This is a genomic window from Parabacteroides sp. MSK.9.14 (assembly GCF_019041495.1).
In the GTDB taxonomy this organism is placed as follows: domain Bacteria; phylum Bacteroidota; class Bacteroidia; order Bacteroidales; family Tannerellaceae; genus Parabacteroides; species Parabacteroides merdae.
In genome coordinates, this window is sequence record NZ_JAHPXO010000019.1 from 18637 (window position 1) to 41362 (window position 22726).

A 22726-nucleotide genomic window follows, 5' to 3' on the forward strand; every position below is an offset into this window, starting at 1 on the left:
AAAAATCATTCCCTCCCTTTTATATGAACGTAAAGCACGTCTTATTTACCACAAGTGCAACGCGGTTTGATCTGTTTGAAGAAATCGTTACCCTTGTTGTCTACCAGAATGAATGCAGGGAAGTCTTCTACTTCGATCTTCCAGATTGCTTCCATGCCCAATTCAGGATATTCCACACATTCGATGCTCTTGATGTTGTTCTGAGCCAAAATAGCAGCCGGACCACCGATACTGCCTAAATAGAAACCGCCATATTTCTGGCAAGCATCCGTCACCTGCTGGCTACGGTTACCTTTCGCCAACATAACCATGCTGCCACCGTGGCTCTGGAACAAACCGACATACGAGTCCATACGACCGGCAGTCGTCGGGCCCATGGAACCGCAAGCCATACCAGTCGGAGTCTTGGCCGGACCAGCATAATAGATAGGATGATCCTTGATATACTGAGGCAGGTCTTCACCGCGGTCCAAGCGTTCTTTCAGCTTGGCGTGAGCGATATCACGGCCTACGATGATCGTACCGTTCAGAGACAGACGGGTAGCTACCGGATATTTATCCAATTCTTTCAAGATTTCGGCCATCGGCTGGTTCAGGTTGATCTTGACAGCATCGCCTTCACCTGCCTCGCGCAGTTCAGCCGGAATCAGTTCGCCCGGATGGCTGTCCAACTTCTCAATCCAGATACCGTCTTTATTGATCTTACACTTCACGTTACGGTCAGCCGAACAACTGACACCCAAACCGACCGGACAGGAAGCACCGTGGCGCGGCAGGCGGATGATACGGATATCATGTGCCAGATACTTTCCTCCGAACTGTGCACCCAAACCGATATTGTGTACTTCAGCCAGCACTTCTTTTTCCAGTTCTATATCCCGGAAAGCGCGGCCATACTCGTTACCGGTCGTTGGCAATTCATCATAATAATGTGTAGAAGCCAACTTCACCGTCAGCAAGTTCTTTTCGGCCGAAGTACCGCCGATAACCACTGCAATATGATAAGGAGGACAAGCGGCCGTACCTAATGTCTTGATCTTTTCAATGATGAACGGAACCAAAGTGCCCGGGTTCAGGATTGCCTTCGTTTCCTGGTACAGATAAGTCTTGTTAGCAGAACCGCCACCCTTTGTCACGCACAGGAACTTATATTCCATACCTTCCGTAGCTTCGATGTCGATCTGAGCCGGCAGATTACATTTGGTGTTCACTTCGTCGTACATATTCAAGGGAGCATTCTGCGAATAGCGCAGGTTTTCTTCCGTATAGGTTTTATAGACACCCAACGAAAGCGCCTCTTCGTCGCAGTAGCCGGTCCACACCTGCTGTCCCTTTTCACCGTGGATGATAGCCGTACCGGTATCCTGGCAGAAAGGAAGTACACCCTTAGCAGCAACTTCTGCGTTACGCAGGAAAGTCAACGCTACATATTTATCGTTATCACTTGCTTCCGGATCGCTCAGGATCTTAGCTACCTGTTCGTTATGCGAGCGGCGAAGCATAAAGGAGACATCACGGAAAGCAGCATTAGCCATTGCCGTAAGACCTTCTTTCGCTACTTTCAGAACCGGGGTTCCTTCGAACTCAGAAACCGAAACATAATCTTTTGTAAGCAGATAATACTCTGTTGTATCCGGACCCAATGGAAACGGAGCCTGATACTTGAAAGGAGTTGTTGCCATAGCGTTTGTATTTTAATTTATAATATTGGTTTTAAAATCGTATCCTTGAACGGACTGGCAAACTTAATTAAAAATCATGAGATTCGACAGTTGTTTGCCTTTTTAAAATGATCATTTCAAGTTTATTTTAAATTCACTTCGTATCTTTGGAAACAGATAAGGTGATATTTATGAAGATATTAATAGTTGAAGACGAACCTTCGCTCAGGGAACTGATGCAAAAAACACTGGTAAAAGAGCGATATGTAGTGGAAACAGCGAGTACCTTCCACGAAGCGAGCCTAAAAATAGCGGACTACAGCTACGACTGCATCCTGCTCGACATCATGTTGCCGGACGGGAACGGCCTGAAGCTGTTGGAAATGCTCAAGGAGCAGCAGAAGCGGGAAAGCGTCATCATCATCTCAGCCCGCGACTCCATCGAGGACAAGGTCTTGGGGCTGGAACAGGGAGCGGACGACTACCTTCCGAAACCCTTCCACCTGGCCGAGTTAAACGCCCGGATCAAAAGCGTACTGAGACGACAGCGCGGCGACGGTTCGCGCTCCCTCCGATTGGGAAACCTACGGATCGAACCGGATAGTTTCCGGGTATTCGTTGGCGACAAGGAGCTGGAACTTCTCAAGAAAGAATATGACATTCTGTTCTATTTTGCCAACCGCCCGAACCATATCATCGACAAGGCCGTACTGGCCGAAGCCGTCTGGGGCGACCATATCGACCAGGCGGACAGTTTCCATTTCGTCTATGCACAGGTCAAAAATTTGCGGCAACAACTAAAGAAGGCGGGTGCAACAATTGAAATCCGCTCCATCTACGGCTTCGGATATAAACTAGTCATCAACGAAGAGGAGTAAGGCACGACAGACATGAAACTAATTTACCGCATATTGATCCGCCTGTCCCTGGCATTGCTGGCCGTCCTGACGGTATGGACGGTTTTCTTTTACTTCACCATGATCGACGAGATCAACGACGAAGTAGATGACGCATTGGAAGACTACTCCGAAACAATCATCATCCGCTCACTTGCCGGCAAAGAGCTTCCTTCGAAAAACGACGGGAGTAACAACAGCTATTCCATCCGTCCCATAACAAGGGAAGAAGCCAGACAATACCCAGCGATCGAATACTACGATGCCGACATATATATAAAGGAAAAGGAAGAGACTGAACCGGCACGTGTGCTGCGGACCATCTTCGCCGATAAAGATGACAATTATTTCCTACTGGAAGTCTCGACTCCCTCTTTTGAAAAAGAAGATTTACGTGAGGCCGTCGCCAACTGGATTCTCTTTCTTTATATTGTTTTACTGGTCACCCTGCTTACGGTCTGCATTTGGGTGTTCTATCGGAGCCTGCGCCCGTTGTACGCGCTACTGAACTGGCTGGACAGTTATTTGCCGGGCAAACAGCACGGACCTGTTCCCAACGACACCCGTATTCCGGAATTCCGCAGGTTGAACGAAGCAGCAGCCCAAGCCGTCGAACGCTCGGAACAACTATTCAAACAGCAGAAGCAATTTATCGGCAATGCATCGCACGAACTTCAAACACCACTTGCCGTTTGCAACAACCGTATCGAATGGCTGCTCGACAATACGGAACTGACGGAGGAACAAATGGAAGAACTGTTCAAGACCAAGCATACACTGAACTACATCGTCCGGCTGAATAAATCCCTGCTGTTTCTCTCCCGGATCGACAACGGACAATTCACCGACAGCCGTCCGGTCGAAATCAACAGCATCGTCAAACGGCTGTTAGATGATTACAAAGAGATATTCAGCCACTACAAAGCCCAGATCTCACTGGAGGAACAGGGCCTACTGAAGATAACGATGAACGAGACACTGGCGGAGTCACTCATCTCCAACCTGCTGAAAAACGCTTTTATCCATAACAAGGAAAAAGGACACGTCCGTGTCACGATCCAGGCAGACTCGCTGACTATCGCCAACACAGGGCAAACCGTACCTCTCGACAGCGAGCATATCTTCGAACGTTTCTACCAGGGGAGCAAGAAAAAGGAATCGACCGGACTCGGCCTCGCCATAGCCGAAGCGATTTGTCGTCAATACGGGTTGCACATCTCCTACCGGTATCAGGGTGAAGAGCATATCTTCCTCCTTCAATTTTACCTCGATAAATCATAAGGAATATAGGCGATGGATTCCATAACTGAAATTATATTTTTACCTTTGCCACTATTATGTATTATTGGTTCCATCAATCGTTTTATATGGCAAAAGCCTTCCCGTTCATCGGCGGATGGCTGGCAGACCGCTTGTTGGGTGATCCTGAAGGATGGCCACATCCGGTTGTTGGTTTCGGCAAAGTGATTTCTTTAGGAGAGAAGACGCTGAACAAAGGAAACGACCGGACTGTCAAAGGAGGCGTCATGGCACTCATACTGGTTGCCGGAACGTATTTGCTCTGCGAACGGATACTGGCGCTTGCCGGATACTTTCACCCGATAGTAGCATCTATTCTATCCGGGATAGGCGTCTTTTACTGCCTGGCGGGAAAAACGCTGGTCAAAGAAGTGAAAGCCGTTTTCGAAGCAGTAGACCGCAGCACGGAAGAAGGACGCAAACAGGTCGGGCGGATCGTAGGCCGCGACACTTCCCGTCTCTCCCCACAAGAGATACGGGCCGCCGCTCTCGAAACGCTCGCGGAAAACCTGAGCGACGGAGTGATAGCTCCCATGTTTTGGTTTGCCCTGCTCGGACTTCCCGGCATGATGGCTTACAAAATGGTGAATACGCTCGATTCGATGATCGGCTACAAAAACGAACGTTACTTAGAATTCGGGCAGATTGCCGCAAGGCTCGACGATCTTGCCAATTATATCCCTGCCCGGTTGACAGCATGGTTGATGCTGGCTGTTTCCGGCAACTTGAACAAAACGGATTTCGTTAAGCGCTTCGGTCCGGCTCATGCCAGCCCGAACTCAGGCTATCCGGAATCTGCCCTTGCCGCTATATTGAATTGCCGTTTCGGAGGAACCCACGATTATTTCGGGAAGCCGGTAGAAAAGCCTTATATCGGGATCAACGAACGGACTTTCACAACAGAAGACATGTTGATTGCCATCAAAACAAACAGTAATGCCGAACTTCTCATGGGGCTTATTGTTTGTTTAATATCAATAATTATCCACTAAATAAAGACGTACAAAATGGAAGTAAGATTAAATAAGCTCATCAGTGATTCCGGCCTTTGTTCACGCAGGGAAGCGGACAAATTCATCGAAGAAGGACGTGTCACCGTAAACGGCAGCCTGCCTCATATCGGGCAGAAAGTAACCGAAGCCGATATCGTCATGCTGGATGATATACAAGTTAGAATCGGAAAGCATACGGGCAAACAAACATCTTCCGCACGGATCAATATCCAAGAGTTGGAACTTGCCGGACAAGAAAAAAAGGCGAAGAAGACAAAGCCCTCGTCTACGGCGACTTCCGAAAAGAAGGCAACTTCTCCAGCAGCCGGTTCAAAAGGCCTACGCCCCGGCAAATATGTAAAATACAATAAATACGCAGCCGCCCGCCATGCTGCACGCAATGGAGAAAGCACGAAAAAAGAAACAAAGGTGACTGGCATCGACAAAGAGATGCTGAAAGAAGCTTTGCGCCCCAAATTCGGCAAATCATTAGGACGGTCGGCCGTTGCACAACGCTTGGCTTCTTCTCCAAAATCGGCAGCGTTGCGCAAGACAAGCAAGAACAACCCGCTCAACAAGGCAAAACGCGCTGCCGCCCGCAATAAACCGAAAGGAGAATAAGACAATGGGAAAAAAGCATATCGTTTTAGTGACAGGCGGCCAACGTTCCGGAAAAAGCGGATATGCGCAAAAACTTGCTTTGTCACTGACAGCTAATCCGGTTTACCTGGCGACATCACGTGTCTGGGACGAGGAGTTCCGCGAGCGTGTACTTCGCCATCAGGCCGACCGGGGACCGGAATGGACGAATATCGAAGAAGAAAAATACCTGAGCCGCCACGATCTGAACGGCCATGTGGTCGTTATCGATTGTGTTACTCTTTGGGGAACGAACTTTTTCTTCGACAATGAAGGTGACACGAACCGTTCCTTGGCCGAGTTAAAAGAAGAATTTAATAAATTTACAGAGCAGGATGCCTACCTGATCTTCGTCACAAACGAAATCGGATTAGGCGGCGTTTCTCCCGATGCGGTCCAACGCCGGTTCACGGACCTGCAAGGGTGGTTAAACCAATACATCGCATCCCGTGCCGACGAAGTTGTCTTCATGGTGAGCGGTATTCCCATGAAGGTAAAATAATAAAAACACTATACCATGATCTCTTTCAACATTCAAAAACCTGACACCGCTATCACCACAGCCCTGCAGGACAAAATCGATAATCTGACGAAACCCAAAGGGTCACTGGGTACACTTGAAGAAATTGCACTCCAAATCGGTCTGATCCAGCAAACATTATCCCCGGTGCTCCATCATCCGGTCAACGTTATATACGCATCCGACCACGGAATCGCCGATGAAGGCGTCAGCAAATCCCCCAAAGAAGTAACACGCCAGGTGATACATAACTTCCTGAACGGGGGAGCAGGCATCTGTTTCCTTTCACGCCAGCATGGCTTCGAAATCAAGATCGTCGACGGAGGTGTGGATTTCGATTTCCCTGCCATCCCAGAGTTGATCAACCGGAAAATCAGGAAAGGGACCCGTAACTTCCTGTATGAAGCGGCCATGACACAAGACGAAATGGAATTGGCAATCCAATATGGAGCCGACATTGTCACAGATTGCTACGACAAAGGGAGCAACGTGATCAGTTTTGGTGAGATGGGAATCGGAAACACCGCTGCATCAAGTATGTGGATGACTTGCTTGACGGGAATCCCGCTGATCGATTGCGTAGGCGCCGGAAGCGGCTTGAATAACGAAGGGGTCAAACATAAATATAATGTCTTAAGAAAGGCACTCGAGAACTACAAGGGAGACAACAGCACGTTGGATGTAATCCGCTATTTCGGCGGCTACGAGATGGTGATGGCTGTGGGAGGCATGCTCCGCGCGGCAGAATTGAAGATGGTTATTCTGGTAGATGGCTTTATCATGACAAACTGCGTACTGGCTGCTTCACACTTGTATCCGGAAATGCTTCCCTACTGCATATTCGGACACTGCGGAGACGAGGCCGGACACAAACGTGTACTGGATATCCTACAAGCCAAGCCGTTGCTAAATCTCGGCTTACGCCTGGGTGAAGGTTCCGGCTCCGTATGCGCCTATCCGATTGTGGACTCGGCAATCCGCATGATCAACGAGATGCACAGCTTCCAGCAAGCCTCCATCACCAAATATTTCTAACTCCTTTTTAATTATTAATTTCCAATCCATGCTCCGTATCCTTGCCGCCTTTATATTTTTCACCCGGCTACCATTCTGGCGACTGGCTGAAGTTCCTTCGGAATATTTCAAGAATGTAGTCAGCCGCTGGGCGTTAGTCGGCTGGCTCACAGCCGGGCTTTCCGTAATCGTACTTTACACAGCTTCACTGATACTGCCGGCAAGTGTTGCCGTACTATTGGCAATCGTCACCCGGCTGCTGATAACCGGTTGCCTACATGAAGACGGACTTGCCGACTTTTTCGACGGCTTCGGGGGAGGGACTTCGCGCGAACGTATCCTTTCAATTATGAAAGACTCACATATAGGAAGCTACGGGGTGATCGGGTTGATTCTTTATTTTGCACTTCTATATACATTGTTGAGCAGCCTGCCACTGACTCTTGCCGGAAGTGCGATACTGGCAGGCGATCCTTTTTCCAAAGGAGTTGCCGGAATGATCATCAATAGGCTTCCCTACGCACGCAAGGAAGAAGAGGCCAAAAACAAAACGGTCTACAGCCGGATGACTACAAGTGAATATACATGTTGCCTTTTCTCCGCTCTGATTCCGATGTTCTGGCTGCCGGAACCCGTTTATCTCCTGGCAGGTCTACTGCCTGTTCTTGTCTTTTATTTTCTCACCTCTCTAATGAAAAAGAAAATACAAGGCTATACAGGTGACTGCTGCGGAGCAACATTTTTGCTTTGCGAACTGAGTTTCTATTTAGGGATAGCCGTTATTTATACGACAATCATATAAAACATATATTACATGGAAATTTATCTGGTCAGACATACATCCGTCGACATTCCCGCCGGCTATGCATACGGACAAACCGATGTTCCCCTTCGTCCTTCATTCGAAGATGAAGCCGAAGCCGTAAAAAAAAACTTATCCGGCCATACATTCGACAAAGTGTGGAGCAGCCCGCTTACACGCTGTACCCGCCTCGCCACCTATTGCGGCTACCCAGACGCAGAAAAGGAAGACCGCATTAAGGAAATCAGCTTCGGGGAATGGGAAATGAAATCTTGGGATGAACTATCCTCCGATCCTCGATCGGAAGCCTGGTTCAACGACTGGATCAACGTTCCGGCTCCTTCGGGCGAATCCTTGCAAGATCAATATAACCGTGTCAGTCATTTCCTAAATGAAATAAGAGAAAGTGGCCTGCAGAAAGTATGCATTTTCGCACATGGCGGAGTCTTGACCTGTGCCCGTGTCTATGCCGGAGAATATGACTTGAAAGAAGCATTCAAAAATGTCCCTTCATACGGAACGGTCATCAGGCTGGAATTGGATTAAGCAACATGCGTCCGTTTCTCCGAAGCACTAATTACCTTGGATGCTACTGCACATCTCCTACACGACTGCAAATACTAAGTTTTGGACATGGGAACGGGCTATCACCTGTTTGGTGGCTGGAAAACAAAGCCGGATTATCTCCGATATACCGGATACCATGTCCAATTTTCTCTCACGAACCTGAAAGCGATAACGGTAGGTTTCTACAATATCTTTCCGGTAGCGTCTATGCGAAGTTTCACTTCCTGCTTGCCGGATTCTAGTTCAACGAGATACCATTCGCCAGTCAGAGTCTCGATGAAATCAGCATCGTCGATCCTATAGGTTGCATATTGCGAAGCCTTGATAGCAGCCATTACCGCGTCCGGCAGCGCTGTAATACGAAGTTCCGTTTTAGTCTGCATCCAAGCGCCTCCATCGTCGAACAGGAGTTCGCGGCAAACTGTTCCATCCAATATTTCAACTTCCGTAACACCTTTTTCCCGGTCGATATCCAAGATACGGGCAGAAGGATAATGTTCTTTGACATAAGCATCTACGGAAGAGGAAGGCTGTGACGGGATGAAATCTTCATATCCATCGTTCCCACCCGCATCGAGAACGGTTTTCACCAAGATACCGTCCGGAGAATAATAAAGATCCACCTCACTATTGCCCTGTTCCGTCTCGATCACATAGACGGTCTCGACATCCCGGCGTTCGATCATATCCACATCGTCCACTTTCCAAGTCGAATATTCGCCTTGCTGGAAAGCAGTCTTCACCGCATCGGGAAGCTGTGCAAAAGGGATATCCGTTTCCGTCATATACCAAGTTCCGCTATTGTCGAACCAAGCTTCCTTCTCTACCTTATCTTGTTTGAAATCCACAATCAAATAATCGTTACGCGTCTCCCACTCCACATCTTTTGCCGCAGGATATTTTTCGTCAAAAGCAGCTTTGGTTTCGGCGCTCACATAACCGGGAACCGGTTCGTTATCATCATTGTCACAACTTTGGAACAGGCACAGAGATAGTGCCGCAAGTAAAAATACATTTTTTATCATACCATTTCTATTTAAAATCGGTTCTTAATTAATTGTCTATATCTATCAAGTTAAACTTATTGTCAAACTCCAGCTTCATACCGTTGGCAAGTTTCGCCTCATACCCCCGGTCTTCCTTTTCGATCTTAACGACCTTATGATCGGGATAAGTAGCCTTTACATAGCGTAGGATGGCTTCGGGAATGACAGCTTCGGGAACAGTGGAATACTTGCAATCCACTTCTTTCCAAGTTCCGTCCTTAAAGAACTCCACTTTGCTGCTGTTGGCAAAAATCACTTCATACTTCTTGTCGAAAAAATCCTTTTCCATCTTTGCCAGCGCCACCTTTTCCTGTGGGAAATATTTCTTTACATATGCCTGTGCCTTAGCGGGCAGCTGGTCGAAACGAACCGGACGGTCATCGTCCGCGCAAACGCCCGTACTTATGGTAAGCAGGCAAACTAACAGTGCTAAAATTTTCTTCATTTCATTCATCTTTTATAGTTCTACTTTTTATCTGTCTAATCTTTTGACAGGACAAATATCAGGAGCAATTTTAAAATGAATCTGAAATAGCTGATTATTTTCCTAAAATCGTATATTTGTCGCTATTATGGCAAAGCATCTTATTATTATAATATATTTCGGATTATGCCTGTTTCTCGGTGTTTCCGTCAAGGCACAGATCAGTCACGGAGGACAGCCACTCCCTCTCACGGCCACAAAAAGCCTGACAGAGGATATGTTTATTACAATGCCCCCATTCGACCTGGCGGAACAGCTCCGGCTCGACTCGCTAGAAGCGACCGGCCTACGGAATGGATTCCGCTTTGCCTATAAGTTCGTGACAGACTATACGCCGGAGAATTCCGGAGTCCATTTCACCCTGTCCGACGGGACAAAGGTCTGGCGACTCGGGATACGTTCCGAAGGTGCGCTCTCCCTCAATATAATGTTCAGTAAATACCATCTGCCCGAAGGCGCACGCGTATTCCTGTACAATAGCGACCAATCGGAAGTCTTGGGCTCGTTCAACCACCTGAACAATTCGGAACGTGGTATTCTGCCCGTGGCCCCGATCCTGGGAGACGAGTTGATCATCGAATACCAAGAACCGGCGAAAACCGCTTTCCCTGGAAAACTCGCGGTCGGCGAGGTGAACCACGGCTATCGAAACCTCAGACTCTCGGAACCGCAGCCCGACTTTGCGGCTTTCAGATGTATGCCGGTCATCGCCTGCTACCAGGATTCGACAACCCGTTACGACGCTATCGAACGCAGCGTAGTCCTGATGATTATCAACGGGACGACCGGTTGCACGGGAACGCTTGTCAACAACATGGCTAACGACGGAAAACCTTACCTCCTTACAGCCTCGCATTGCTTGAATAACCAGTTCCAGATCAAAAACCCAGATTATGAAGAGGTGGCAGGCAATATTGTCTGTTACTTCAATTACAACAGCCCCCAATGCAGTCCGGTTGAACCTGGACGTACTGACCAGACAATCGCTTCGGCCCATTTCCGGGCTGTGAATGAATCAACGGATATGGCATTACTGGAATTGCAGGACACACCACCCGCCGATTACCGAGCCTATTATGCCGGCTGGAACGCTCTGGATGCGGGGACAGCTCCTTATACGTGTATCCACCATCCGGGCGGATCGCTCAAGAGGCTTAACCTCGCCGAAGGAAACGTAGAGCTGACGACCTATAAAATACAGGTTACCGACTTCAATGAAAATTCACATTGGAAGGTAGCCCGTTGGGCGACAGGATGTACAGCCGGAGGCTCGTCCGGTTCTCCCCTTTTTGATAGCGACAACCGGATCATCGGAGGCTTGACAGGCGGTGCTTCCAGCTGTCTCAATCCGGTCGAAGACTTCTTTTTCTCCATACAAAAAAGCTGGTCCGAACCGGCCGATAGTAGCAAGCAGCTCAAATACTGGCTCGATCCTATCGGAGTAACAGCTCGCAGTTGCAACGGAATGGATCCGAACGAAGGAAGCGGAACGGCCAACGAGCACATAGAAGCGGCAACGGATGTCAGCCTGTCTGTCGACAGATACCGGCATACGATCCACATCGACTTTGCAGTTCCCGTCAGCCGGGCCTCCCTCACCTTTGTTTCGCTCACAGGAAAGGCTATACGCAATTATTCCATCACCGGGCAACAAACGACCTTGCCGATTGGTTCGATCCCGGCCGGCATATATATCGTGAAAATTGTTTACAATAACAAACTTTATACTCAAAAAGCCCTGTTTTGATTAAAATTTGACAATAAGGGTTAGACAAAATCCGAAAGGATTCACCGAATTCATTTCCTATCTGTTTTGACATCAGACTGAAAAAAATGGAGACAAGATTCATTAATAAGTATTAATTGGAAAGATTTTATCTCTTGTTTGCTCTTCATAACAAAAAAATGCTTTAGTTTTGCACTTTGATGGCTAAGGGATATTTGAAAGTGAATATATAAACATAGTAACATTTTAAACTTACATCAAATTATGAACAAAAAGTATTTAATGCCTTTCCTCGTATTGGCAGCAATTCTGACTTTTTCTTCTTGTTCAAACAAGTTGAAACCGTTAGCTGAAGAGTACATCAAAGCTGAACCGCAGCCGCTTGAGGCCATCGGAGGCAAAGTTCCTGTGACTATTAATGCCACATTCCCTGCAAAATGGTTCAACAAAAAAGCTGTTGTAACCGTAACTCCGGTTCTTCGTTATGCCGGTGGTGAAGCATGGGGAACATCTTACACTTACCAAGGTGAAAAAGTAAAGGGCAACAACCAAGTTATCCCACAGAAAGAAGGTGCTAACGTAACCATGAAATCTGCTTTCACTTACAAACCGGAAATGAAGAAATCTGAATTGTATCTGACTTTCGACGCAAAGATCAAGAACAAGACAGTTAAATTGCCGGATGTAAAAATCGGAGAAGGTGTGATCGCTACATCCGAACTGGCTGACGCAGCTACTGCTAATGCAGCTATTGCAGCAGACAAATTCCAACGTATCATCAAAGAAGCTCACGACGCAAACATCATGTTCCTTATCCAACAGGCTAACCTGCGTGCTCAAGAGTTGAACTCTGACGCAATCAAAGAATGGAAAGAACTTGTTAAGAATGCAGACGAAGCTCCTAACCAGAACGTAGCAATCGAAATCTCTGCTTACGCTTCTCCTGATGGTGGTGTTAAACTGAACACTGGCTTAGCTGAAAGACGTGAAGGCAACACAAGCAAATACCTGTCTAAAGAATTGAAGAAGATGAAGGTTGACGCTCCGGTTGACGCTCGTTACACTGCTCAGGACTGGGAAGGCTTCAAAGAATTGGTAGCTGCATCTAACTTGCAAGATAAAGACCTCGTACTGAGAGTTATCTCTATGTACCAGGATCCCGAAACAAGAGAAAAAGAAATCAAGAATATCTCTGCTGTTTACTCTGATCTGGCAGAAACAATCTTGCCGCAACTTCGTCGTTCTCGTTTGACTGCCAACATCGAAATCATCGGCAAGTCTGATGACGAAATCAGCGCATTAGCCAAGAGCAATCCTTCTGAACTGAACATCGAAGAAATTCTGTACGCTGCTACTCTGACTAACAACGACGCAGAAAAGATGGCTATCTATACAAAGGCTTCTGAACTGTATCCTAACTGCTACCGCACTTGGAACAACATCGGTATGATGGCATTCCGTACCGGCGACCTGGCTAAGGCAGAACAGATGTTCAACAAATCAAACTCTGTAAAAGCTAATCCGGAAGCTAACATGAACTTAGGTTTGATCGCTCTGACTAAGGGTGACCAGGCTAAGGCTCAACAGTTGTTCGGTAGCGCAGCAGGCGTTGCTGAATTAGGCGAAGCTCTGGGTGTTCTGTATCTGGAACAGGGCGAATGGGCTAAGGCCGCTAACTCTTTCGGTTCAGTTAAGTCTAACAACGCTGCTTTGGCTCAGATCCTGACTAAGGATTACAGCAAAGCTTCTCAAACTCTGAACGCAGTTGCTAAACCCGACGCTACAACTTCTTACCTGAAAGCTATCGTAGCTGCTCGTACAAACGACGCTAACGCAGTTATCAGCAACCTGAAAGCTGCTATCGCTGCTGATAAGGCTATGGCTAAAGAAGCTGCTATCGACCTGGAATTTGCAAAATATGCAACTAACAGCGAATTCGCTGCATTGGTTAAGTAATAACAAACTTATTCCATATATCCGAAAGGCCGCCTCTGTAAAAAAAGGCGGCCTTTTTGTTCTTACCAGGAAACGCATTTTCGTAAGAATTAAAACAGTGATTGCCATGAGGAAACTGATCTATTTCCCAATCGTCAGTCTGATGGCCGTAACAGGCAAATCGCGTCCGCAAGGGAAACAGGCCGGTTAGGACCAGTGTTGCTTTTCACCATTTAGCCAAATATCTAAATAAATCCGACAAAAAATACATTTGCATATTTGCGACTTTACTTACTTTTGGACATCCTAGAAAATAAGAAAAACACACATATGCAAAAACTAATGAAATCACTGATCGTCGCCTTTGCCTACATGAGCATGCCGATTATGGCACAAAAGACCGATCTGGTAAACCCGATCATCGGAACAAACGGGATGGGACATACATTTCCCGGCGCCTGCGCTCCGTTTGGTATCGTACAAGTAAGTCCTGATACCGATACCATTCCTCATAACATCGACGGTGTCTATCAGCCTCGCGTGTATGAATACTGTGCCGGCTACCAACATAAAGACAGTTCCATCGTCGGCTTCAGCCATACCCACTTCAGCGGAACGGGGCATTCCGACCTCGGTGATATTCTGCTGATGCCCTTCACCGGAAAATTGCAGATCAACCCTGGTACGGCTGATAATCCGGACAGCGGCTATCGTTCCCGATTCAGCCACGACACCGAAATATCCCGTCCAGGCTACTACGAAGTGTTGCTGACCGACGATCAGATCAAAGTGCAACTGACAGCAACCGAACGGACCGGTATTCATAAATACACCTATCCGGCCGATCAGAAGAAACAGCTGATACTCGACCTCAACCACGGTATCTACAATTACGATGGCAAGGTGTTATGGGCAAACCTCCGGGTCGAAAACGACACTTTGGTTACGGGCTACCGCATTACCAACGGATGGAGTCGCGTAAACTATACCTATTTTGCCATCTCGTTCTCCCAGCCGGTCACCCGTTACGGATATACAGACCGGGAAAAAGTCAACTATCCGGGTGGTTTCCGGCGTTTCAATACAGCAGAGAACTTCCCGGAGATCGGAGGACGTAAAGTTGTTTCCTATTTCGAGTTCAAAGAAGGAAGCGCTCCGCTCGAAATCAAAGTGGCTCTTTCGGCTGTCGGAACAGACGGAGCCGTAAAGAACCTGCAAGCAGAGGCTACCGGTAAATCGTTTGACACGATCCGCCAGGAAACGAATGGGAAATGGGAGAACGCACTGTCCGTCATCGATGCAGAGGGCAGTAACGACCAGCTATCCATGCTTTACACATCTTTGTACCATACGATGATCAACCCGTCCGTTTATATGGATGTAGACGGGAAATACCGAGGGATCGACCACAACATCCACCAGGCCGAGGGCTTTACAAACTATACCGTATTTTCAGTCTGGGATACGTACCGGGCTTTACATCCGCTGTTCAACATCATCAAACGGGATGTCAGTACGGATCTTGTAAAGTCGATGCTCGCCCATTACAGCCAAAGCGTGCATCATCTGCTGCCGGTCTGGTCACATATGGGTAACGAAAACTGGTGCATGATCGGCTATCACTCGGTTTCCGTCCTGGCCGATGCCATCACCAAAGGCTTGCCAATCGACAAGCAAGAAGCAGTCAAAGCGATGGTCAGCAGTTCAAACGTGCCTTATTATGATCATACGGATGAGTATAAACAATTAGGATATGTTCCTTTCGACCAATCCCCCACTTCCGCCTCCATCACGTTAGAGAATGCCTATGAAGACTGGACGGTCTATCACACCGCCCTTTTGCTGGGAGACAAACAGATTGCCGATACTTACAAGAAACGTGCCCTCTACTACCGGAACGTGTTCAAACCCGGTCTCGGTTTTGCCTGTCCGCGTTACAAAGACGGTAGCTGGAAAGAGGAGATCGATCTGCTCAGCACACACGGACAAGGTTTTATCGAGGGAAATGCCTGGAACTACTCTTTCTATGTTCCGCAGGCTCCGTCCGATCTGATTCGCCTGATGGGTGGAAACCGCAGTTTTATCAACAAGCTGGACTCCTTGTTTACCATGCATCTGCCGGATGAATTCTTCGCCCAGACCGAAGATGTGACACGAGAAGGCCTGCTCGGCACTTATGTCCACGGTAACGAACCGAGCCACCATATCCCTTATTTATATAGCTGGACTACCGAACCGTGGAAAACGCAATACTGGATTCGTGAAATCATGAACCGTATGTACCGCAACAATATCGACGGTTTATGCGGCAACGACGACTGCGGCCAGATGTCCGCCTGGTACATCTTCTCAGCCATGGGCTTTTATCCGGTATGCCCAGGAACCGATCAGTATGTGATCGGAGCTCCTTACCTGCCCTATATGCAGGTAAACCTGGAAAACGGAAAAACATTTACAGTCAGAGCAGACAAGGTCAGCGACAAGAACCGCTACATCAAATCTGTCACCCTAAACGGTCAACCTTACAAAAAGGCCTACATCACCCATCAGGACATCATGAACGGAGGGGAACTCGTCTTTCAAATGACTTCAAGTCCCAATAAGAGAAGGCAGTTCACAGCAGAGGAAAAGCCGTACTCATTAGTCGAATAAACACACAACACACCATGAAATCACTTATAATTAACTATCTCTCGATTCTTTTATGTGCACAGGCTTTCTTTGCCTGTGCACCCGATGTAAAAAAGACTCCCGAACGGACATTCCGGATCATTCATAACAACGATGGTTCCGACCTGTTAGGAAACCGCTGGTTCAAATATCGTCCGCTTACGCTTGCCGACTTGGACTCCTGTGTCGATATGGTGGCGAACTCACAGGTCACGACCTATATGATGTGTTCCGGCAGCGATTTCTTCTATGTTCGTTCCAAATACGGCCATGTGATGGGAGACGACCTGGACGGGACGTTGGATTGCGGTTGCGACACAGCTCAATACAACTCTTTCCGAAAATACTACCGGAACCATCTGAACCTGGAAAAAGAGGGGACGGACTTGGTCGCTTATACCTTAAAAAGGGCAAAGGAGAAGGGGATGGAAGCCTTCATCACTTACCGGATGAACGACTTGCATTTCAATGATACGACTACCCATTGTCCGATCTGGTACACCGATTTCTGGATTCAGCATCCGGAATACTGGCTGAACGACACGACACAAGGTTATAACAGCGGCGGGGCTTTTGACTTTGCCATAAAGGAAGTGCGCGACCGCAAATTGGCGATTATTTCCGAGCAATTGGAAAATTACGCCGACATAATCGACGGATACGATCTCGACTTCATGCGCTTTATCGTTTACTTCAAGTCTGGCACAGGGCCGCAGAACGCACCGCTGATGACACAGTTGGTGAAAGACATCCGTCAGAAAGTAGATGAAATTTCAGCCAAACAAGGCAGAAAGATCCTACTCTCCGCACGTGTGGCACCGACGGTCGAGCAAAACATGATGAAAGGACTGGATATACGCGAATGGCTACGCCTCGGATTGCTGGACTTTATCAGTACAGGTGTCCATTGGAGAGGCGATCCCGCCATGCCGGTAGCCAAGTTCAGGGAAGAAATGGGGAAAGACCTCAACATTCCGTTCTACAGTTCGATCGACGACGGAGGCTACCGCCCGCGGGAATTCTGGTCACACGGCATGCACAGGGGGATGTGTTCCCATATCCTCTCACAGGGGGCAGACGGGATCTACCTGTTCAATTATTATTTCGGCACGCTCAATACCGAACATGACGGGAAACTGTATCTGGAAGACGGCGGCCAGGTTTGCCGGGTCATGATGCCGGAACTGCTTCAGGAATTAGGATCGTTGGAAACTTTAAAAGGCAGGAATAAGATATATGCACTGTCTGACGGGGTTGTCCAGTATAATATAAAGCCGGACTCTCCACTCCCGCTAAAAATAGGCAAGGGAGAAGAGAAAGAAGTCAATCTTTATATCGGCGATTCGGTAGAGGAAGGATATCCGGAAGAAGCAATCCTATTCATCCGCACCAGTCGGCCGGCATCCTGCCGGTTGACGGTAAACGGAAAAGCCGTTGAGAAAGAAATGCCGGCCTACACCCACCTATACGATAGGGAACGAGGGCTGGAAAAAGAAGAAAAGGAATATGCCTTTATCCTACCCGACGAAGTTCTCAAACAGGGATACAACCGCATCGGGTTCCAGTCCGAAGATGACGGTGCATTCACTGTCAAACGGGTAGAGATAGCCCTCAAATATGGAGATGTGGAAACGCACGGGTATTTCTAAAGCCGTCTTTATCACGAAAAGAAAACAAAAACATACAGGTATTTACGGCCATTACTACCACACCTTTACTTTTCGCCCTTGGTCAAAAGCCCTTTCGACACTCGTCAAAAACCTTTTCGACTAAGGGCGAAAACGTATTCGACCAAAGGCAAAAGGTTTATGACCAGGCTGTCTGACAACAGAAGCATGGCGATCGTCACTTAAATAAGCCCAGTCTTTCCTAATCGTATTCAGTAATTGCCAGATAAACTATCCTTTGATTGGTTCAGTCTTTCTTAAACAGTTTTTTCCTTCTTATCCTGCTCTGAGGAAGGAAGGGGGAGTATTGTCTGTTCCGCTACATAAAAAAGGAGGGATATGCACATTTTGCATTCCCTCCCCTTTTATGTGTCTCCCGTATCTCCCGTTCTATTTTCTTATCTTCGTAGACTTGTAAACGTGTATCTTTTCCTTCTTTCCGGCAGACGGTTCAACCACTTTGATCTTTGTAAATGCCCCGTTGTGCACATCGTCCAAGACGATAGCCGGACGATAGTCTTTCTTCAAAGCAGTCAGCTTCACATTCTTGAAAGTGACCCCATCGACATGGCGGACATAAAATCCCCAGGCAGGTAACTCCTTATGCTGAGAGAATTCAGGATAAGCTTTCGGCATTTCCGGAACTTTATCCAGTTCGTCCAATCCAACTTTAGCATACAACGGGTTACCACCACCCGGATAGACGATCTCGACATTCTCGATAGAGACATTCGTAATCTTGTTATCTTGCAAGCCGACAATGCCGGAAGGCGAGACATTACGCGGATTATCTTCCGTCGGCCCTTCGTAGTCATATCCTGCATCCGGTTTCGTTGCCGGGACTTCGGCATAAACATTCGAGATATGCACGTTGTCCATCCGGCTGCGACGTCCCTCACGACGTTCTCCCACGACCAAATAGATAGGATTTCCGGTATTGATGGAACGAAGGCTGTCCACCACTATATTCTCAACCAGTCCGCCATCAACCGCCTGGATCGTTATAGCCGAACGGAACGTGTCGAATATAGTATTGTTGATAATCTTTATGTTCTTGAAGCCACCAGTCGAAGCCGTACCGAACTTGATACCGCTTGCACTTGAACAAGCCGTATTATTACGCACCTCGATATTCTGGCAAACAGCATCGGCACTATGGGATTTCAGGCAGATCGCATCGTCTGTCGCATCCACATAACAGTTTTGGATCAATGCGCCGTTACAGTCGACAATATCCATCCCGTCGTTATTCCAGTAAGCACGGCTATGCACCGTGATACCATCGATCAACAGGTTCTCGCACTGATCGTAGGTCTGTGTCCAGAAAGCCGGATTCATCATCGTCACACCTTTTATCTCCACATTCTTGCACTCGCGGAAATAGACCAGCTTCGGACGGTTGGCCACACGTCCCAACTGCAGTTTGTCCTTGATCACCCCTGAATAAACCTGGTTGATGAAGTTATTGGCAAGCTCACGTCCACGACCGTCGATCACCCCTTTGCCGGTGATACCGATATTATCCTGCTTATTCGCCAAGATCAAACCATACCAAGCATTCAGCTCCATATCATAATCATAAGGATTAGTGGAACCGACCAACACGGCCCCCTCTCCCAAATGGATCGTCACATTTGACTTCAGATGAATACTGCCGGTCAAATAACGTCCGACAGTAAACACCAGACGTCCACCCCCGCTCTCGGAAATAAAGTCGATCGCCTTTTGTATGGAACGGGTATTCATGGTCGTCCCATCCGACTTGATCCCGAACATAGTCATCTGGTAATCTTTTGCCCACACCGGCATCAGCATTCCTGCCAACAAGCACAGGATCATTATTTTTCTAATCACATTCATAATTCTTCAATTTCTTAATTTCAGCTTCTTAATTTTTTAATTCTTAATTCTTAATTTTTAATTCTATAAGCGGTTACCGGTCCTACCAATCCCGCCGGCTGCACAACATCCTGCCTCCGGGTCCACGCCTGAGCGATCTTATTATCCTTCAGCGTCTTCATATAGTTTCCCATAACAGTTACTACATGTACCTCTACCGAATTCTCCCCCTGTTTCAACCGGGCTGAGACCGGATGGATACGGCGGCCATACCATTTGACACCACAACTCTGCCCGTTCACGAATACTTCCGACACGCCATGTACCAATCCGAGGTTGAGCACCATCCCGACAGGCGAAGAGACGTTGACTTTCTTTCTATAAACAATCGTTCCGCAGAAATTCACATAGTCCGTATCCTTTAAATCCTTCAGTTTGTCGAAATGAGTATTCTGCACCGTATTCTCACGGCTATGACGGAACTCCACATCCCAATCAGACGAAAGATCTTTTAAATCCTCACCGGAAACCGGAAGCGGCTTGTAATCATTTCCTCTCTTTTGCTTATCGAACACAATCAGGAGAGAGTCAGCCGGACCGAAGTCGAACAGGAAACTGTTGGCTGCATCCAGCGGCAACCGGTATCGTTCACCCGTTTCCAGATCCCACACCCAACCCTGTCGGCCTTTTACAACCTCGTTGCTGAAGGAAATACGGGTCTGATGCGAATTATAGCGGTGTGCATAACTGAAAAAGAACATCTCTTCTTTGTTATCACCCTGATAACGGTTCTGCATCAGATAAGGATCAGGTTTTTCAATCGTCATATACGGTGTCAATCCATAGTCTTTCTGCACACCCTGATACCAACCGACAAAGTCTTTTTCCGGTTTATGAAGCAGTATGAAACGCCCGTCCATCTGCTTCATCTTTTCCACCCATTCCTGCACTTCCTTATCATGCTTGTCATGATCTTTCAGGCCGACCGATTTATGCGGATAAGCCTCTATACAGAAAATACGCCCGCCAGAGGCCACAAAATCATATAATTTATGCGCGGTAGCCGGTTCCATACTCTCCACTTCGATCAGGAAAAGAGTTTTATATTTGCGGGGACCATAGCACAAGTAACCGTCTTTCATCTCGGCATCCCGGATGATCGATTCGGAAACATAGTCGCAACCGCTGCCGTTCTTATGGATCGCCTCCCATACCAATGTCTTATATTTCACATTGGTAGTAGCTGGGAACGGTTCGTTCTGCATTCCCAAGGTACTCCACATATCGGCTATCGGATGCAGGATTGCGATATCCGCATACATGGTTCCATGTTGCAGAGCGGAAGCCATACGGCCTTTATAAGCGGTATAATATTTGAAATACGGCCACCAGTTGTTATTCTCGTTATAATAAGCCCCGTAACGAATCCATCCGGGGAACGGAGCTTCTTTAGGAGAATAGTTGAAACCGTGGAAGATAGAATGCGTCACACCGGAGATAGCCGTCTGGTCACCTCCAATCTTCAACAACTCCAATGTCATATTGAACACGGTATAAGTATTGGTCATCTCCTCACAACTCACCAAGCGCTTTCCACGTAAGTGGGCAGCAGAAGACACATATTTATTAACCATCGTATAGGCACGCCCCCGACGATAATCCTCTTCCGACATTTCCTCACCCAAGCGGTGGCGCAACCAAGTCATCGTCCAGGATTCGCATTCGGGTATATCATAATCCAGACTGCTTTCAAGCGGGAAGAAACCACGTCCGTAGGCCTGTGCACGCGATTTCACATTCAGCCCCTTACACCAGTCCAGGTAAGTCTGTGTAAAACGCTCGCGCAGCAGTTCGGCTTTCGTATATTCGAAGTCATAGCGTACACGCTGGATCGTATCGTCCAGTTCGGGTGTAAACTGAACCTTTGGTTCATAGGTCAACACATTCCCCATGCTACCCATTTTAAATAGGATGAAGGGCAGATAGGGTTGCACGTCATATCCCCGGCGTTTCTTGAATTCTTCCGCCATATCATACGACCAGTTCGATCCTTCCAGTTCCATACTGTCGGTAAACAAGGAACGGATATTGCCGGACAACGGACCCAAACGGTTCTGAATCTTATCCGACATATTATTCAAATACTTCTGCACGGCCGGCTTGTTGAAATGGTTCAACACCGGTCCCGTAGCACCGGGAGCACCATTGATCACTTCGAGGAAACCGCGTATCTTGACCAAGGCAAACAAGACATATTTCCCATCAGGCACTTTGAACTTGAACGTTCCGTCTACCTCTTTATCCATCAGATCGATAGCCTGATCAAGACTGCCAAACGGCTCAGGAACCAGCTGCAGGGAAACCAGCTCCATCTTCTTTCCAAGAAAAGGAGAACTGATAGCAGGATCGGCCGCACAGAACAGACCGTCGCGAGAGACTTCATAGTCGATCGGACCACTCAGCTTCTCGGAATAGTTCACTACAACATCCGCTCTCTCGTCTCCTGTCAGGAACTCCGCTCCGAACGGCCAGCCGGAACCGACGATCAGATCGCAGGTCATATCAAGCGACTTCGCCTCGTCAAAAGCCACCTTCAACATGTCAATCCATTCGTCGCTCAGCCAAGGTAACGACTTCTTTCCCAAATCGTCCGTGTCATTGCCGGGAAATTTAACCGGATTGATCTCCACTCCTCCGATACCCGCCTCCTTCAATATATGCAGTTCACGTTTCAATTCATCCGCTTCTACTTTATCTCCGTTCCACCACCAACGGACAAACGGGCGGTAAATGGATTGTGGATCACGAAACAATTTATATAGCTCACCGGAACGCAAAACCGTCCCCTTCACCTCATCGGCTGCACTAACCGTACCCCATAGCGACATACGGCTACCGACGGCACAACCGGCTGTCCATAAAACACTCTGTTTGATAAAAGATCTCCTCTGCATAGTTTTCTCCTCCTT

17 protein-coding genes are annotated in these 22726 nt (G+C 47.7%); 12 read left to right on the top strand and 5 right to left on the bottom strand.

Annotation, left to right across the window (positions count from 1 at the left end; genetic code table 11):
- Positions 1 to 41 precede the first annotated feature (41 nt).
- Positions 42 to 1682, bottom strand: a complete 1641-nt coding sequence (locus KTG12_RS11435) for a fumarate hydratase (protein WP_046452256.1) — start codon at positions 1680 to 1682, stop codon at positions 42 to 44.
- Between the two features lie 170 nt (positions 1683 to 1852).
- On the opposite strand from KTG12_RS11435, the gene KTG12_RS11440 reads away from it, so the two are divergent.
- Genes KTG12_RS11440 through cobC form a run of 8 tightly spaced genes read left to right on the top strand, consistent with a single transcriptional unit; the run spans position 1853 to position 8369 of the window.
- Positions 1853 to 2539 (top strand): response regulator transcription factor, encoded by a 687-nt coding sequence (locus KTG12_RS11440; RefSeq protein ID WP_046452255.1) that lies wholly within the window; start codon positions 1853 to 1855, stop codon positions 2537 to 2539.
- A 12-nt stretch (positions 2540 to 2551) separates the two neighbouring features.
- On the top strand, positions 2552 to 3838 hold the full coding sequence (locus tag KTG12_RS11445; protein WP_022322467.1) for a cell wall metabolism sensor histidine kinase WalK: 1287 nt from the start codon (positions 2552 to 2554) through the stop codon (positions 3836 to 3838).
- Positions 3839 to 3894: 56 nt separating this feature from the next.
- Positions 3895 to 4848 (top strand): adenosylcobinamide-phosphate synthase CbiB, encoded by a 954-nt coding sequence (gene cbiB, locus KTG12_RS11450; protein WP_022322468.1) that lies wholly within the window; start codon positions 3895 to 3897, stop codon positions 4846 to 4848.
- A 15-nt stretch (positions 4849 to 4863) separates the two neighbouring features.
- Positions 4864 to 5469 carry a S4 domain-containing protein gene (locus tag KTG12_RS11455; RefSeq protein ID WP_022322469.1) on the top strand — a complete coding sequence of 202 codons (606 nt, stop codon included), beginning with the start codon at positions 4864 to 4866 and terminating at the stop codon, positions 5467 to 5469.
- Between the two features lie 4 nt (positions 5470 to 5473).
- Positions 5474 to 5989 carry a bifunctional adenosylcobinamide kinase/adenosylcobinamide-phosphate guanylyltransferase gene (locus KTG12_RS11460; RefSeq protein ID WP_022322470.1) on the top strand — a complete coding sequence of 172 codons (516 nt, stop codon included), beginning with the start codon at positions 5474 to 5476 and terminating at the stop codon, positions 5987 to 5989.
- A 15-nt stretch (positions 5990 to 6004) separates the two neighbouring features.
- A complete protein-coding gene (gene cobT, locus KTG12_RS11465) occupies positions 6005 to 7042 on the top strand; it encodes a nicotinate-nucleotide--dimethylbenzimidazole phosphoribosyltransferase (RefSeq protein ID WP_155144077.1) in 1038 nt (345 codons plus the stop codon).
- Between the two features lie 28 nt (positions 7043 to 7070).
- Positions 7071 to 7823, top strand: a complete 753-nt coding sequence (locus tag KTG12_RS11470) for an adenosylcobinamide-GDP ribazoletransferase (protein WP_005635588.1) — start codon at positions 7071 to 7073, stop codon at positions 7821 to 7823.
- 12 nt (positions 7824 to 7835) lie between these two features.
- Positions 7836 to 8369: an alpha-ribazole phosphatase gene (cobC, locus tag KTG12_RS11475; RefSeq protein ID WP_122204560.1), complete on the top strand. Its 534-nt coding sequence runs from the start codon at positions 7836 to 7838 to the stop codon at positions 8367 to 8369.
- A 203-nt stretch (positions 8370 to 8572) separates the two neighbouring features.
- Here the strand turns inward: cobC and KTG12_RS11480 are convergent, their stop codons facing one another.
- Positions 8573 to 9415 (bottom strand): PepSY-like domain-containing protein, encoded by an 843-nt coding sequence (locus KTG12_RS11480; protein ID WP_005635584.1) that lies wholly within the window; start codon positions 9413 to 9415, stop codon positions 8573 to 8575.
- A 28-nt stretch (positions 9416 to 9443) separates the two neighbouring features.
- Positions 9444 to 9881: a PepSY-like domain-containing protein gene (locus tag KTG12_RS11485; RefSeq protein WP_138273045.1), complete on the bottom strand. Its 438-nt coding sequence runs from the start codon at positions 9879 to 9881 to the stop codon at positions 9444 to 9446.
- Positions 9882 to 10008: 127 nt separating this feature from the next.
- Between KTG12_RS11485 and KTG12_RS11490 the strand changes: the two genes are divergently transcribed.
- The 4 genes from KTG12_RS11490 to KTG12_RS11505 all read left to right on the top strand — a co-directional run bounded on the left by KTG12_RS11490 (position 10009) and on the right by KTG12_RS11505 (position 17900).
- Positions 10009 to 11667, top strand: a complete 1659-nt coding sequence (locus KTG12_RS11490) for a trypsin-like peptidase domain-containing protein (protein WP_138273046.1) — start codon at positions 10009 to 10011, stop codon at positions 11665 to 11667.
- 243 nt (positions 11668 to 11910) lie between these two features.
- Entirely contained in the window at positions 11911 to 13602 is a 1692-nt protein-coding gene (locus tag KTG12_RS11495; RefSeq protein ID WP_046452252.1) for a tetratricopeptide repeat protein, read from the top strand.
- 309 nt (positions 13603 to 13911) lie between these two features.
- Entirely contained in the window at positions 13912 to 16233 is a 2322-nt protein-coding gene (locus tag KTG12_RS11500) for a GH92 family glycosyl hydrolase (protein WP_138273047.1), read from the top strand.
- Between the two features lie 14 nt (positions 16234 to 16247).
- Positions 16248 to 17900 (top strand): hypothetical protein, encoded by a 1653-nt coding sequence (locus KTG12_RS11505; RefSeq protein ID WP_138273048.1) that lies wholly within the window; start codon positions 16248 to 16250, stop codon positions 17898 to 17900.
- A 408-nt stretch (positions 17901 to 18308) separates the two neighbouring features.
- Here the strand turns inward: KTG12_RS11505 and KTG12_RS11510 are convergent, their stop codons facing one another.
- Both KTG12_RS11510 and KTG12_RS11515 read right to left on the bottom strand, forming a co-directional pair.
- A complete protein-coding gene (locus tag KTG12_RS11510; protein ID WP_138273049.1) occupies positions 18309 to 19778 on the bottom strand; it encodes a glycoside hydrolase family 28 protein in 1470 nt (489 codons plus the stop codon).
- A gap of 50 nt (positions 19779 to 19828) precedes the next feature.
- Entirely contained in the window at positions 19829 to 22711 is a 2883-nt protein-coding gene (locus tag KTG12_RS11515; protein ID WP_122204555.1) for a glycosyl hydrolase, read from the bottom strand.
- Positions 22712 to 22726: the final 15 nt, after the last annotated feature.

Bases quoted from the DNA above. Each gene is read 5' to 3' on its own strand.
- KTG12_RS11455 (WP_022322469.1), top strand. From the start codon at position 4,864: ATGGAAGTAAGATTAAATAAGCTCATCAGTGATTCCGGCCTTTGTTCA.
- KTG12_RS11510 (WP_138273049.1), bottom strand. From the start codon at position 19,778: ATGAATGTGATTAGAAAAATAATGATCCTGTGCTTGTTGGCAGGAATG.
- KTG12_RS11515 (WP_122204555.1), bottom strand. From the start codon at position 22,711: ATGCAGAGGAGATCTTTTATCAAACAGAGTGTTTTATGGACAGCCGGT.
- KTG12_RS11485 (WP_138273045.1), bottom strand. From the start codon at position 9,881: ATGAAGAAAATTTTAGCACTGTTAGTTTGCCTGCTTACCATAAGTACG.
- KTG12_RS11440 (WP_046452255.1), top strand. From the start codon at position 1,853: ATGAAGATATTAATAGTTGAAGACGAACCTTCGCTCAGGGAACTGATG.
- KTG12_RS11480 (WP_005635584.1), bottom strand. From the start codon at position 9,415: ATGATAAAAAATGTATTTTTACTTGCGGCACTATCTCTGTGCCTGTTC.
- cobT (WP_155144077.1), top strand. From the start codon at position 6,005: ATGATCTCTTTCAACATTCAAAAACCTGACACCGCTATCACCACAGCC.
- cobC (WP_122204560.1), top strand. From the start codon at position 7,836: ATGGAAATTTATCTGGTCAGACATACATCCGTCGACATTCCCGCCGGC.
- KTG12_RS11495 (WP_046452252.1), top strand. From the start codon at position 11,911: ATGAACAAAAAGTATTTAATGCCTTTCCTCGTATTGGCAGCAATTCTG.
- cbiB (WP_022322468.1), top strand. From the start codon at position 3,895: ATGTATTATTGGTTCCATCAATCGTTTTATATGGCAAAAGCCTTCCCG.
- KTG12_RS11445 (WP_022322467.1), top strand. From the start codon at position 2,552: ATGAAACTAATTTACCGCATATTGATCCGCCTGTCCCTGGCATTGCTG.
- KTG12_RS11500 (WP_138273047.1), top strand. From the start codon at position 13,912: ATGCAAAAACTAATGAAATCACTGATCGTCGCCTTTGCCTACATGAGC.
- KTG12_RS11470 (WP_005635588.1), top strand. From the start codon at position 7,071: ATGCTCCGTATCCTTGCCGCCTTTATATTTTTCACCCGGCTACCATTC.
- KTG12_RS11460 (WP_022322470.1), top strand. From the start codon at position 5,474: ATGGGAAAAAAGCATATCGTTTTAGTGACAGGCGGCCAACGTTCCGGA.
- KTG12_RS11435 (WP_046452256.1), bottom strand. From the start codon at position 1,682: ATGGCAACAACTCCTTTCAAGTATCAGGCTCCGTTTCCATTGGGTCCG.
- KTG12_RS11505 (WP_138273048.1), top strand. From the start codon at position 16,248: ATGAAATCACTTATAATTAACTATCTCTCGATTCTTTTATGTGCACAG.
- KTG12_RS11490 (WP_138273046.1), top strand. From the start codon at position 10,009: ATGGCAAAGCATCTTATTATTATAATATATTTCGGATTATGCCTGTTT.